Origin of the sequence: Clostridium caldaquaticum (genome assembly GCF_023806125.1) — a bacterium.
Taxonomy (GTDB): domain Bacteria; phylum Bacillota; class Clostridia; order Clostridiales; family Clostridiaceae; genus Clostridium_AT; species Clostridium_AT caldaquaticum.
The window spans coordinates 1-13519 of the sequence record NZ_JAMSKT010000023.1; the positions used below are offsets into that span (position 1 = coordinate 1).

Sequence of the window (13519 nt, forward strand, 5' to 3'; positions counted from 1 at the left end):
TTGCCATTGTAAACACTTCCTTCTCTTTTCTTTATTTTAAAGTGTTCGGCTTTCTATGTCTACAATATTATACTAACACCATTGTTGTTTTTTCCCTCATAATAGCTCCATCTAAAACTAAATAATCTCCAAAATCATCACTATCTAATGGTGGCACGCTACTATAACGCTGCATATGAGTTAATAAAAAAGCAAGCCTTTCTTCATGTTGAGCTAACTGATGCTCTAAAAGGCGTATTCTTGTATCTGAATCTAAGTTATTGCAAAAATACATTCTAAGTCGAAAAACATTTTTAGGAGTTGGTTCCATTGGCTCATCTTTATTTAACCACTTTATAAATTCCTTTTTTCCCTTTTCTGTAATTGTATAAACTTTTTTTTGCAGTACATCTCCGCTTATTTCAATATTATATACTACAAGCTTTTCATCTAATAATCTTTTTAATTCCGGATATATCTGACTATGATTTGCACTCCAGAAATTAACTAACTGATAATTGAATTCTTTGCTTAAATCATATCCAGTCATAGGTTTTCTATTTAACAAACCTAAAATTGCATATTTTAAAGTTCTCATAAAATCACCACTTTCTTTATTACTTATTTATTATAACACTGTTTTTCCATAATAAATATATTTTTTAATACATATATTATAGATTGTGATAAAATCAACATAAAACTACAAAGATAAATAAATCTGAAGCAATTATAAAAAGAGGCCTTGTAGCCTCTTTTTATAATTAATCTAAATCTTCTCCATTAGTTTCAATTACTTTTTTATACCAATAGAAACTGTCCTTCCTGCTTCTTTCTAATGTTCCATTCCCTCTGTCATCACGATCTACATAAACAAAACCATATCTTTTTTTCATTTCACCGGTTCCTGCAGAAACTAAATCTATACATCCCCACATTGTATATCCCATTAAATCAACACCATCAATATTAACTGCATCTCTCATTGATTTTATATTTTTACGTAAATACTCAATACGATAAGTATCATGTACACTTCCATCTTCTTCTTTTTTATCATCCCAGCCAATGCCGTTTTCTACAATCCATAATGGTTTATGATACCTGTTATACAGCGTATTTAATGCAATTCTTAAACATGCGGGATCCGTTGCCCACCCCCAGGCATTAGTTTCTAAATACGGATTTTTAATTCCCATAATAAGATTCCCACTGCTCTTATTAACATCCTCATGTGTTGAAACTGTAGTAGAACCATAACAGGAAAAACTTAAAAAATCAGCTGAATATTTTTCAAGAAGCTCAAAATCATCACTTTCTGTATTAAGTACAATACCTTCTCTTTCATATTTTTTTAATCTGTAGGCAGGATAATGCCCTCCCGTCTGTACATCAGCATAAAAGAAAGTATTTTGAGCTATTTCCATAGCTAGTAACTGATCATAAGGATCACAAGTGTAAGGATAAATTGGTTGGTACGCAAGCATTTGTCCTACTTTTATTTCGGTATTTATTTCACGGGCTGCTTTAACGGCTTTTGCACTTGCCACAAACTGATTGTGAGCTGCCTGAGCCTTATTCTGCGGTGATGGATCAAGTAATCCTCCTGCAACAAATGGAGCAAATTCCATACAATTAATTTCATTAAACGTCAGCCAGTATTTTACTTTTTCTTCATAATATTTAAAAACTGTTTTTGCATAGTTTTCAAAAAAATCTATACATTTTCTGTTTGCCCAGCCGCCGTATTGAATTGCTAAGTGAAGAGGAGTTTCATAATGTGATAATGTTACTAAAGGTTCTATTCCATATTTTGCACATTCGTCAAATACTTTATCATAAAACTTTAATCCTTCTTCATTAGGCTCTGAATCATCACCATGCGGAAAAATACGCGCCCAATTCATACTTAAACGAAATGTCTTAAATCCCATTTCTCCCATATATGCAATATCTTCTTTATAACGATGATAAAAATCCGTTGCCACATGACTTGGATAGTATTCACCTTCAATAACTGCAGGAATACAGTTTTCTGGGAATTTTGCATATGGTCCAAAACCGATTATTGATCCTGTTTCACCAGTTTTTACATTTTTATAAGTCACTCGGCGAGGAATGGTATGAGAACCAGCTGTCATAACATCTGATGTATTAATGCCCTTTCCACCTTCATTCCATCCTCCTTCGTACTGATTTGCAGCAGTTGCACCACCCCATAAGAAATTTTTAGGAAAACTCATGTTTTTTTCTTCTCCTTTCTTTTATAAAAAAAGCACTTAATTTTACATCGTTATTGTTCCGTCATATGCCTCTTCTGCTAAAGCAGCAGATTCTTGAGCAACTAATTGTTTTTCATAAATCTTAAAGAATGGATACCATACAATTGCAGCAGGAATTAACATTAAATAATCCCAAATTGCATTCTGCCATTTAAGTGTAGACAAATATCTACCAAATCCCATTGGAAGTAATGCTGAGATAGAAATCCATCCAGGTGTTAAAAATCCTAGTTTATATCCAAAATATGTGCATATCATAACAAAAGGAATATTTAATATATAAGGAATACAGAGAACAGGATTGTACATAATTGGCATACCAAATGTAACCGGTTCATTAATTCCGAACCACCCTGGAACAACAGAAACTTTTGCAACTGCTTTAATTTGTTTAGATTTAGAGCGTAATCCCATTAGTACAAGAGGCAGAGTATTTCCTGTACCTCCACAGGTAGCAATTGCCCCGAATAATGCAACCGGGTAAAATACAAGAGGCTTACCTGCTTCATGTAATGCTGCATTTGCAACTGTTGCCTGAATACCTAACGGCATAATAATTGGAATTAAAATCATTGTACCATGAATACCAAAACACCATAATATAGCACCAAAAATACAAAGAACGAACATTCCAGGAACTGATGTTAATGCATTTAATGGTACACCTAATATTTTCATAAATCCTGAACAGATGTTATAAGCTCCTCCTGTAGCTGATACTACAACAGTGGAAACAACTAAAAACAAAATAATATTGAATAATAATGGTAAAATTGCTGAGAAACCATCCTTTAAGAAAGGCGGAACTACATCTGGCATTTTAATACGGATATTTTTATCAGCACAGTATTTTTCAATATGAACAGATATAAACACAACAATAAATCCAATAAACATTCCCTGAGCTCCAAGATAGGTCATACTAATACCTGTAATTCCTGCTTCAGTTGTAATTAAACTGCCGGATATTAACAAGAAACATACTAGTGCATCAACTGCATTCATAATTGGAGATTTCATTTTCAAGTTTTTTGCATAATTAAATGCCAGTAAAGCAACAACCCACACTGATAAACAATTCATCGTAAATTGATATGGCAGATAAAGTGTTGAATAAATTTTACTCTTTGAACTAAAAAGGTTAAGCATAGTTTCACTGCCTAATGAACATAAAATCTGCGATATAGCACCAACCATGATAATACCCATTAAGGACATCATAGCAGCCTGTAAAGCAGCTAAAAATTTGTTACTGCCTAGCTTTTGACCAAAATCCTGAAGTTTAATCATGAATTTACTTTCAAATAATTTTTCCATATTGCCCTCCTTATTTTTCAGCATATAGCTTTTTAACTAACTTCATAATATTAGGACAATTTGCAACAGCATAGTCAAAAGATTGTATTACAGCACATGGCATTCCCGTATTTTCCTTTACTTCCTTAAGACGATATGATACCTGAGGTCCCATAAGAATAATGTCATAATTTTGATATACATCCTGATACTCAGCAAGTCCAACTGCTTTAATCTCTAGTTCTTCCCCAGCTTCTCTCCAATAACTTTCCATCTTTTTCATTAAAATACTTGTTGACATTCCACCAGCACATATTAATAAAATTTTCATTGTTTTCTTCCCCCTCATTTTATTTATTTTTATAAAGTAAAATAATTTCTTTTATAAGTTCGTGTGCAAGCATACTTGTCATTAAATGGTCTTGCGAGTGTACAAGCAATACGTTAACATCCTGTTTCTCACCATTAGCTTCTTTAAATAATAATTCTGTCTGTGCTTTATGTGCTAAATTTGCTGCCGCTTCAGATTCAGCTAAAAGCTCTTCAGCCTTTTGAAAATTTCCAGCTTTAGCTTCTTCTAATGCCTGAAATGCTAATGAACGTGCATCACCTGAATTAGCAATAATTGTCATTGGTATTAAATCATTTTCATCTCCCATGAAACAACCCTCCCTTCAACAGATGTATAAATTTTCCTTTTCACAATTTCATTTTAATGTATTGAAAATTATTTGTCAAAACGATTACAAGCATATTGAATTATACTTGTATACAGTATTTATTCAGTGTATTTTATTAAAATAATCATGTTATTTAAGAAAATAGATATTTTTTTAATATAATTAATTTAGTGTATAAATTTCAATTGCATTTTAATTTTGGTGTATAACCATATTATTTATAAAGTATATTTTTATATATTTTTTGTTATTATGTATTTATTTTCCAGAAACATGCTATAATGTTTATATGAAGCTAACAAGAATATTAAAAGTAACAGAAAAAGATTTTTATGATTTTCTTGAAAAGGATCTCTTATCTAATATTTATCAATGCACAGGAAAAGAATTGAGCGAAAAAGATATTAAGAAAGGACTGATATATTCAAAATTTGATAATGACGCTCTTACTCGTATTGATGTATGTATATTAGATTATAAAAGAGGTTCATTTTTCAAGTCACAAATCAAATCAGTAATTGACACAATTACAATTTCCTTTGAAACTGAAACGGCAGACGACGGCTTAAAAGTAATATTTAATCAGCATATTCAAAGTTTTGAAAATCAAAAACACAGCAAATTCATGAAACTTTTCAGTGAAGCTGTTTACTATGGAAGGATGTCCAATACTCTTTATGACATTCAGAAAAAAATTGTAAACAGCAGCAAATGAATTGTAAAAAATGTATCCTCTGTAAATTAAACAGAGGATACATTTTTTCATATTTTTTTTACAATCATAATAATATTTGCGATTTCACTATCATTTATTATAATTTTAAATGTTTTTTCCAAAGTTTTTAAAATTCTCACAATAGCTTGATAATCCTCTTCAAATATTGAAATTATCTTATTTTTGTCAGCATTATCTATTATAGATTTACCTTCTAATAATCTTTCTACCAAGCATGCCAAATGCATAAATAATCCAACTCGCTGTTCTTCTGTAAATGGATATAAAATGCTGAATTCATCAATAATATTTGGTAGCACTGTTTTAAGTTTAGATATTGATACATATCTGAACTGTTCTTCTAAATACTTGTATACATCATTGTAATTAATGGAATGTGAATTAACAGGTTCAAACATAAGTATACGATCTAAATCTTCTTTTGAACTTTTAAAAACTTTTTCTATAGAAATATATGGAATGCCAAATAATTTAGGATCATATGTACCAACAAAACTATGAATGTTATATGTTTTCTGAAGAGCTAAAACCTCTTTTAACAGTTCATTACGTGAAGATATTGATAAAGCTATTGTTTTCATTCCCAGTTTTGAATACTGGTCAATATAACGTTTTAACTGTATTGCTCCGCCTTCGCCTGTATAACATAAAGTAATAATAATATTATTATGTTTTTCTTCATTTTTCTTCATATTATTAATCTCTACATTAGCCATATGATAAACATAATCGATATCGCTCTCCATTGAACATTTTCTAGCAATATCAATGCCTATCAAAGTAATAGGAATATTTATATATCTGATTTTTACATCTATTTCTTCAGCAATTGTTTCAAGCATTGTTTTTATGGAACCCATATCATATATTACAATAACACCTTTTCCGCAATCAATTTTCTGAATTAACGATTTAATTTCTTCCATGGCTTGTCTTGTTCCCATCTCCAAAGTTAAATCATAACTATATGCATTATTACAATGAGTTAAACTATTAGTAACATCTTTTAAAGAAGAAGCTGTTCCGCTGCCATGCATGATATAAAGAAGCACAGGATGTTCATCATCGTTATTTTCATCTGTTTCAATTAAGAACATAGCAATTAAAACTATTTCGCTAACAGGTAAGTCCAAATTAATCTTTTCTTTTAAAACTGACGCAAACTGTACACTTGCCGCATATTCCTGAGGATAATTTTGAACAATTTTAACAATTTGATCATTATCTACTCTCTGCTGATTAAGATTTAATGTTAATAAAGAATTAATATGTAAGCAAAGACCATAAAATACGTTAGGTTTGAAGTTTATTCCTAATTCTTTTTTACTAATACTTAAAAAATCCGTAACCATATTGATAATTCTTGGATCTACAATTTTAGAAAGCTGCTCTAAATTATTTAAATTATCAAAACCATTATAATAACGATACTTTTTAAATAGATTACGAATATGAGTATTTATAACATTTTTAATACCTCTATCATTAATACCTAAATTAGATAATTCATCATACTGTTTTTTAATTTCAGAATACATATCAAATATAGAATAAGAATCATGATGCCCTTGATTATCGATATTTTTATCATAAATAATTAATTCTCTATTTCCTATAAGTAAATCAATTTCATTATTATAACTTTTGAGCTTCAGTAAACTCTTTCTGATTTGTTTTTTAAAATCATTAACACATACACAAATATCCTGCTCTGATTCATTAACTACCCGCACATAAGCATTTGCACAGGCAGCTTTAATATCCAGTTGTAATTCTTTTACATTGTAATTGAAATCTGATAATAATAGTGCTTTAATAGACTCAGCAGTAACTTCAATTGAGCGGTCTGAATTAGCTGCTTCAACCTGAAAAAAATAATTAATAAGATCAAATCGTTCCTTCATAGAACGATCTTTCAGCTCTGGTAATTCTATAATAACAGGAATCATACGGCTTATTTGCAGGCCACTCTGCGGTGAACATGCTAATACTAAAAATAAATCACTGCAGTCTAATGATTTTGATTTATCTTCTGAATATATCTTACCTGAATCCAAAAATCCAAACAAAAAGCTTTGCTGCTTGGCATCTAATAAATCAATATTGTCAATAAACAGCATTCCCTCCTGTGCTCTTACAAAACAACTATTATTTAAATCACCTTGAGATCCGAAAATTTCATCATTTAATACAGAAACATTCTTAGAAAAATGCCTGCAGTCGATTTTTATATAAGGTGCATCTTTGGATAAAACACCCCTTTCTTTAGCAAATTCAAACATTAATGAAGCAAAATAGGTTGTTCCGCATCCCGTTTTAGAAGAAAGCAGAACATTTAAACTTGAACGGGGGTAAAGAATTGCAGCTTTTGCTAACTGAATAGCATTTCTTAAACTATCGTTATAGCCAATCAATTGATTAAAACAGGATTTTTCTGAACTTTGATGAATTTGTTCAGGAATTTTATAATACACTGGTCTTGTAGTTGTTTTAATAAGCTTACCTTCTTTTACCAATTCATTTAATAAAGCGCTTACATTGGAACGTTGTAATCCTAAAGCTTCAGCAATAGTTTTTGTCTGCAGTCCGTTTTTATTTTCATTTTTACTATAAATTTCTTTTTGTATAAATTCATATACAGTTTCCTTTGCAGTTTTCACTTTATATCCCCCTTATTTTTTATTAGTGTATATAAATTTCTAATTTTACGAATATACAGAATATAAAAATATTATATTCTAATTATAAATTTAAAGTAAATAATTTACAATTAAAAACGTCTCCTGAAGCATTTTAAATAATTGTTATTTAATATATAACATCATGATACAAAAGTTATGCTAAACAATTTACAAAAAGTTTAGTTAATAAAAAACAGTATCAATATTTCAAAATACTGATACTGCCTTTATTTTAAAATTGATTATATCAAATACTCTCTTATAAAATAAGTAGGTGTACAGCTCCAGGCATGGCAGTAGCTGTTAATAAGATAGCTTCCGTAAGGTGAAAAATACTTATTTTTTGGATCATACAATTCCCAGAAGGTATCTGCTCCATCCTTAACCATTTCTCCCCAGTAAGCCTTCATCTGCTCTACAGCAAAATCTTTCTTTCCGCTTAAAATTAACGCATCAATTAAATGATGGTAGGCATAAGGAGTTGTAAGCTTAATTTCCGGCTGTTTTTCAAATAATCTTTCCATTAACTCTGCATTTTTTTTCTTTTGGAAGTACTTCTGCCAGTACCATCCAAACCTGTGCTGCCCAGGAAACTGATTTCTCTTTTCCGCTTACAAAAAAGCCTTGCTCTTTATCATAAAGGTGTTTTACTGCTGCTTCTGAAATTTCATCAATCTTTTTCTTTAAGAAATCTTTTTCCTTCAAATTTAGTTCTTCTGCTAAAGCTAAAGCTCTTTTCATGCAGTATATTAATACCGCCTGAGCTGGTGCCTGCTTATTTAATTTTTCATTCCAATCTATAAATGCCCACCAGGTTTCATCATCTTTTACAATATTATTTTCATCTAATCTTTCTAATGCAATTTCAATCTGTCTCACTGCAGTAGGCCATAAATCCTTTATCACTTTTATATCCTTTGAAGCTTTATAATAATTATATAATATATCTACAAAGAATAAAGAATAATCATATAGGAAAGTATCATCCGGTATTGGTTCAGGTTCTGTAAAAATACAGGCAGAAACCTGTCCATTTTCATTAGTTACACCCGCAAATAAATATAAACATCTCTTTACTAAATCATAATTTTTAAACGTCTTATAATTTGCAGCAGCCTGAAGTCTTAAATCTCCAATCCAAAGTCTTCTGTCCCTTTTTGGTCCATCTTCAAATACGTCCTGCATGCAATCCTGCAGTGTTTTAATGCTTATTTTATCTATTATCTGAAGTTCTTTATCTAAAGTTTCCGGCAGTTTCTTAACTTTAGATACATCAGCTGAAGTTACCGTCGTACAATAAATTTCGTCAAAAGAAACTTTATACTTTTGCGACGTATCCACTACCTCAACCTTCAAATATCTAAAGCTGTATCTTCTTGGCAGCTTAAGCTCCGCTGGCAATATATCAACATTTATAACTTCCTCTTGAAGCCAAGAGCTGCTAATCCAGCCTTTATATTCTGAAAAAGGCTCCTTCACCTCAACAGGCATTTCTCCAAAGGAAAGTTTTAGACGCAGCGGTGCATCTGGAGGACTGCCTACAGGCCTTACCTTTATTGTTAAATATCCAACTTCATGATCTCCAAAATCAAGTATAAAACTGTCACTTTTACCATAAGCCTCTTTTTTAATAGTATCTATTTCTGAAACCTTAACAACCTTCCATCCATGGATTGCATCTTTATCTCTTATAACATCTACAATCTGCTTTGGATAAACTTTATCTTTTATTAATTTTGGCTTTAAACTCTCAGCTATTTTAATAAATTTATCATTTTTCTTAATTATCATTTTTGTTTTTTGCATACTTGGAACTTCACTCATTTTATAACCTCCTGTAAATTTTATTTTTGAGCGATCGGTTCGTATTTTACAATATATTCTTCATTGTGAATATCTATAATAAGTTCATAAAATTTTTCTCCAATTAAACTTATTTCTCCTAAATTACTTTCAGGTGGAATACTACTGTAAAATCTTAAATATCCTTTATGAGATGAAGCTTTTACTTTTATCAATGATTTATCCATATACACATTAATATCTCCCTTAGGAGTAGGTACACTTCCTTCAATCCAAGACAATGTACCTAAATTTGGTTTTACCTCATAAGTTTCGTAACCTGGTTTTAATGGAGATACACCAATATAGTACTTCCCAAGAAGGTATATCGGACTTGCTCCCCATGCATGACAAAGGCTCTTGTCAAAAGGTTCTCCATACATTGCATAATGCTCTGCACCCTCTAAATTTGGATTGTATTCTTCCCAGAAAGTAGTTGCACCTAAATCTAGCATACCTCCCCAGTAATCAAGAATTTCTTTTATTACAAAATCATGTTGTCCAGCCTCGCAAAGAGCTGCCAGTTCATAAAATCTAAAGTATGGAGTCTTAATCTTTTGTATACTATCATTTAATATAACATTTTTTATAACACTATCAGTTTGGGTATCATTTAAAAAATGAAATAACAAAGCAAATATATTTGCATGTTTTGTTATCTCTTCAGAAGGTTTTTCCTCAACACGAGTTGTAACTAATCCTCCAAGCTTTTCATTCCAGTAATAGTCTAAAATTTTGCTGCGAATATCTTTTGCATGAGAGGCAAATTTATCTGCTTTATCATTATAATTTAAAAGCTGAGAAATTTGTTTCATTATTTCTAAGCTTCTACAAAACAATATCTGTTCAGCACTTACTTCTCCTCTCTTATCCATATCCGCCCAATCAATAAATACCCAATCTCCAGGAAGGCCTTCCACCATACCACTATTATTTGTTCTATTTAAGCAAAATATCATTAAAGTCAGCATTTTACTATAATTTTGTCTTAAAAATTCAAAATCTCCAGTATATAAATAATAATCATACAAACTTAAAAACCAAAAAAAAGAGTAATCTAAAATCGTATTAATATGGCTTACTATAGGGTCTTTTCCCCTAAGTGCTATCATTGTTCTCTTACAAACTTCATTGTTAAAAAAGCAATAATAATTCATCAGAAAACTCTGATATGCATCTGCGGACCAAACCCAGCCGTCCCTTTTTATTCCATCAAGAAAAAACTCTCTTGTATTAAGATGAAGAGTATATCTTGAAATTTCCCATATTTCATTCAATCTTTCATCAGAACACTTGAAAACTCCACGGTATTCTAAAGGCAAATACTCAAACATTGCTGAAAACTTGCCTATCTCTACATTTTCTTCACATACTATATTAATATATCGGAATGCTCTTAATTTAAAATCATATTCAATATTATTTGCTGAAACTTCACAGTAATCTAGAAGTACACAGTGCTCAGGTGACATTGCTTCTTCTACAGATTCACCATAATAAATAAAAACTTTCCCGTTACCACATACTTTAAAGAGCTTTAAACTTGCATAAACTTCCTTTCCAAAATCTAAAAAATATGAACAAGAACGCTTTTCCACATTTATTGGAAATATCTCTATTACAGGCAGCTTGAACTTTGATGGAGGAACTTCCTTATTATATAAATTCCAATAACCTGCTTTAGGCCAATTTCCATCATAAATTGTTACCTCCCAGCTGCCGTCTGATACAATTGTTTCACCCTCAACAAAAATTGCAGGTACACTCTGCTGATTTGTAACAGCTACGCTTAAGGTATGATTTCCCTCTGGTACTGTAATAATATTATCAACATTTCTTTGTCTTATCCCATCTATTAAGATATGAAAATCACCATCTACATAAATCTTAACAATTTCTGCTTTTTTTAAAAAAACTTCTTTTCTGAATACTACGTTTGGATAAAAAGTATCTAATTTCCAAAATACTGGAAAAATAGTGTTTCTTTCGTTACGCCTAGTGGATATCTTTAGATGCTGCCAAATTTCAAAATCTCCAGGATACCAAATCCATGTAGCTTTAATATTATTATTCATAATCAGCTCTCCTCAAAATTAAAATTATTTTAACATAAGTGAAAAATCATGAAGTTTATTTTATATTTTAACTCCATGATTCTATATAATTGTTGTTTTATTATTACATTATAAAATCTATCCTTTAACAGAACCAGCTGCTATACCTTCCATAAAATACTTTTGAAGAACACTAAAAGCTGCAATTAAAGGTAAAGCACATAAAACACAAGCAGCAAAAAGGGTATTCCATTGTGTTGGATTTTCTTTATCTCCCATAAATCCGAGCATTGCAAGGGGAAGTGGTGTCTGACTGCTCTTTGTAATAAAAATCATATTGAAAAAATAGTCATTCCATATCCATATTGCTTGTGTTATCACTACTGAAACTGTAGCAGGTAATAATAATGGGAATACAATTTTCCAGAATCTATAGAACGCTCCACATCCATCTAAATAAGCAGCTTCCTCTACTTCTTGAGGTACACTTGACTTTATAAAACCTGTGTATAAAAACACAGAAAATGGAAGACTACAGGTTATAAACATTATAATAGGGGTATATTGTCCACTTGGGATACGCAGACTCTTTATCATTTGAACTACAGGAAGTACAGCCATCTGTCCTGGAACAACAAGTCCTCCTAAAAAAAACAGATATAAAAATTTACTTAATTTATTATTAATTCTTGCCAATGGATAAGCAGCCATTGGTGCTATTATTACAATAGCTACAACTGAAATCACTGTAATTATTAAACTATTCATAAAAGCAGTACCAAAACGCATTCTTATAAATGCAGTTTTATAGCTTTCAAAAGTAAATTCATTAAAAAGATTTAAAGGATTTGTCATATTTGAAGCTGAACGTAAAGAGCTTGATAAAACAATTATTATAGGAAGCAGATTAATCAGCAGGAATAAAACAATTCCTGAATGAACCAATATTTTTTTGTAAGCGTTGCATTTATTCATACAGATACCTCCTTCTTGTTCATTTGTATAACTGTTACTGCAGTTATTGCTACAATTATTGCAAAAGCAACTACTCCAAGTGCAGAGGCTTTACCAAACTGCTGCTCAGTGAATGCTAATTTATATAAAGAATATATGAGTGTATTTGTAGTTTTTCCCGGCCCACCATTTGTCATGATAAAAGGATAGTCAAAAGCTTTTAAACCATTAATTATGCTGAGTGCAACATTTATAGTAACTGATGCAGCCAAAAGAGGAATTCTTACATATCTATTAAGCTGCCATCCGCTGCATCCGTCAATTTTCCCAGCTTCCAGTAATTCATTAGGTACGGTCTGAAGACCAGCTAAATAAATTATTGTTGTTGTACCAATATTTTTCCATATATCTACTACAACTATTGAATATAGTGCCGATGACGGCTTTCCTAAAAAGTTTAAATTATCAGTATTTATCCCTAACGATTTAAAAAGTGATGCAATAAGGCCACTGTCTGGCATATAAACATAACTCCAGATAAAACCAACTACTATAGCACTAAATAATGTAGGTATATATGCAGCGGAACGATAAAAACCCTTCCCTCTAATTTTCATATTTAATATAAGAGCTAATATTAAAGAAATAACATTTCCTAGAAAAACAACCAACACGGTATAAATTAAAGTGTTTGATATAGAATTTACTAACACACCTTCTTTTGCAAGCTCAGAATAGTTTTTTAAACCAATATAATTATAATTTTGTGCAAAACCATTATAGTCAGTAACACTATATTGAAATATTTTAAATATAGGAAATATCCAAAATAAAAGATACATTATTAAAGCAGGTATTACAAATAAATAAAGTTTTTTATTCATTATCAATGAATTAACATTGGTAGTATTCTTGCTAAATTTAGACTTTTTTGACTTTGCCGATGCATTCTTTATAACTGATAAATTCACTACCATCACCCTTTCTTCATATCTTTCTGCTTAATTAGGGGAAT

General features: G+C 30.7%; 12 protein-coding genes. 1 reads left to right on the forward strand and 11 read right to left on the reverse strand.

Translation table 11 applies throughout. The features are described from left to right. Positions 1-67: 67 nt before the first annotated feature. From M2651_RS12830 to M2651_RS12850, 5 genes are all read right to left on the reverse strand, one after another. Positions 68-577 carry a PadR family transcriptional regulator gene (locus M2651_RS12830; RefSeq protein ID WP_252132736.1) on the reverse strand — a complete coding sequence of 170 codons (510 nt, stop codon included), beginning with the start codon at positions 575-577 and terminating at the stop codon, positions 68-70. Positions 578-743: 166 nt separating this feature from the next. Next, positions 744-2222 (reverse strand): family 1 glycosylhydrolase, encoded by a 1479-nt coding sequence (locus tag M2651_RS12835; RefSeq protein WP_252132737.1) that lies wholly within the window; start codon positions 2220-2222, stop codon positions 744-746. A 42-nt stretch (positions 2223-2264) separates the two neighbouring features. Continuing rightward, positions 2265-3578 carry a PTS sugar transporter subunit IIC gene (locus M2651_RS12840; protein ID WP_252132738.1) on the reverse strand — a complete coding sequence of 438 codons (1314 nt, stop codon included), beginning with the start codon at positions 3576-3578 and terminating at the stop codon, positions 2265-2267. Positions 3579-3588: 10 nt separating this feature from the next. After that, positions 3589-3888 carry a PTS sugar transporter subunit IIB gene (locus M2651_RS12845; RefSeq protein WP_252132739.1) on the reverse strand — a complete coding sequence of 100 codons (300 nt, stop codon included), beginning with the start codon at positions 3886-3888 and terminating at the stop codon, positions 3589-3591. Positions 3889-3907: 19 nt separating this feature from the next. Then, a complete protein-coding gene (locus M2651_RS12850; RefSeq protein WP_252132740.1) occupies positions 3908-4216 on the reverse strand; it encodes a PTS lactose/cellobiose transporter subunit IIA in 309 nt (102 codons plus the stop codon). A gap of 310 nt (positions 4217-4526) precedes the next feature. Here M2651_RS12850 and M2651_RS12855 point away from each other — a divergent pair, with 310 nt between their 5' ends. Then, positions 4527-4952: a DUF3284 domain-containing protein gene (locus M2651_RS12855; protein WP_252132741.1), complete on the forward strand. Its 426-nt coding sequence runs from the start codon at positions 4527-4529 to the stop codon at positions 4950-4952. Positions 4953-4999: 47 nt separating this feature from the next. On the opposite strand, the gene M2651_RS12860 is transcribed toward M2651_RS12855, so the two are convergent. The 6 genes from M2651_RS12860 to M2651_RS12885 all read right to left on the reverse strand — a co-directional run bounded on the left by M2651_RS12860 (position 5000) and on the right by M2651_RS12885 (position 13475). Next, entirely contained in the window at positions 5000-7633 is a 2634-nt protein-coding gene (locus M2651_RS12860) for a PRD domain-containing protein (protein WP_252132742.1), read from the reverse strand. A 263-nt stretch (positions 7634-7896) separates the two neighbouring features. Continuing rightward, positions 7897-8178, reverse strand: coding sequence for an alpha-L-rhamnosidase-related protein (locus M2651_RS12865; protein ID WP_252132743.1), 282 nt, complete (start codon positions 8176-8178; stop codon positions 7897-7899). Beyond that, complete coding sequence (locus M2651_RS12870) at positions 8162-9478, reverse strand: alpha-L-rhamnosidase-related protein (RefSeq protein ID WP_252132744.1); 1317 nt, start codon at positions 9476-9478, stop codon at positions 8162-8164. Before M2651_RS12870 ends, M2651_RS12865 begins: the two co-directional genes overlap by 17 nt. 20 nt (positions 9479-9498) lie before the next feature. Continuing rightward, a complete protein-coding gene (locus M2651_RS12875) occupies positions 9499-11571 on the reverse strand; it encodes an alpha-L-rhamnosidase-related protein (RefSeq protein ID WP_252132745.1) in 2073 nt (690 codons plus the stop codon). A gap of 117 nt (positions 11572-11688) precedes the next feature. Continuing rightward, entirely contained in the window at positions 11689-12525 is an 837-nt protein-coding gene (locus tag M2651_RS12880; protein ID WP_252132746.1) for a carbohydrate ABC transporter permease, read from the reverse strand. Further along, the gene (locus M2651_RS12885) at positions 12522-13475 is read right to left on the reverse strand and encodes a carbohydrate ABC transporter permease (protein WP_252132747.1); all 954 of its coding nucleotides are present in this window, start codon (positions 13473-13475) and stop codon (positions 12522-12524) included. The genes M2651_RS12880 and M2651_RS12885 overlap by 4 nt, the downstream gene beginning before the upstream one ends. Positions 13476-13519: the final 44 nt, after the last annotated feature.

Bases quoted from the DNA above. Each gene is read 5' to 3' on its own strand.
- M2651_RS12830 (WP_252132736.1), bottom strand. From the start codon at position 577: ATGAGAACTTTAAAATATGCAATTTTAGGTTTGTTAAATAGAAAACCT.
- M2651_RS12870 (WP_252132744.1), bottom strand. From the start codon at position 9,478: ATGAGTGAAGTTCCAAGTATGCAAAAAACAAAAATGATAATTAAGAAA.
- M2651_RS12840 (WP_252132738.1), bottom strand. From the start codon at position 3,578: ATGGAAAAATTATTTGAAAGTAAATTCATGATTAAACTTCAGGATTTT.
- M2651_RS12875 (WP_252132745.1), bottom strand. From the start codon at position 11,571: ATGAATAATAATATTAAAGCTACATGGATTTGGTATCCTGGAGATTTT.
- M2651_RS12880 (WP_252132746.1), bottom strand. From the start codon at position 12,525: ATGAATAAATGCAACGCTTACAAAAAAATATTGGTTCATTCAGGAATT.
- M2651_RS12850 (WP_252132740.1), bottom strand. From the start codon at position 4,216: ATGGGAGATGAAAATGATTTAATACCAATGACAATTATTGCTAATTCA.
- M2651_RS12855 (WP_252132741.1), top strand. From the start codon at position 4,527: ATGAAGCTAACAAGAATATTAAAAGTAACAGAAAAAGATTTTTATGAT.
- M2651_RS12845 (WP_252132739.1), bottom strand. From the start codon at position 3,888: ATGAAAATTTTATTAATATGTGCTGGTGGAATGTCAACAAGTATTTTA.
- M2651_RS12835 (WP_252132737.1), bottom strand. From the start codon at position 2,222: ATGAGTTTTCCTAAAAATTTCTTATGGGGTGGTGCAACTGCTGCAAAT.
- M2651_RS12865 (WP_252132743.1), bottom strand. From the start codon at position 8,178: ATGGAAAGATTATTTGAAAAACAGCCGGAAATTAAGCTTACAACTCCT.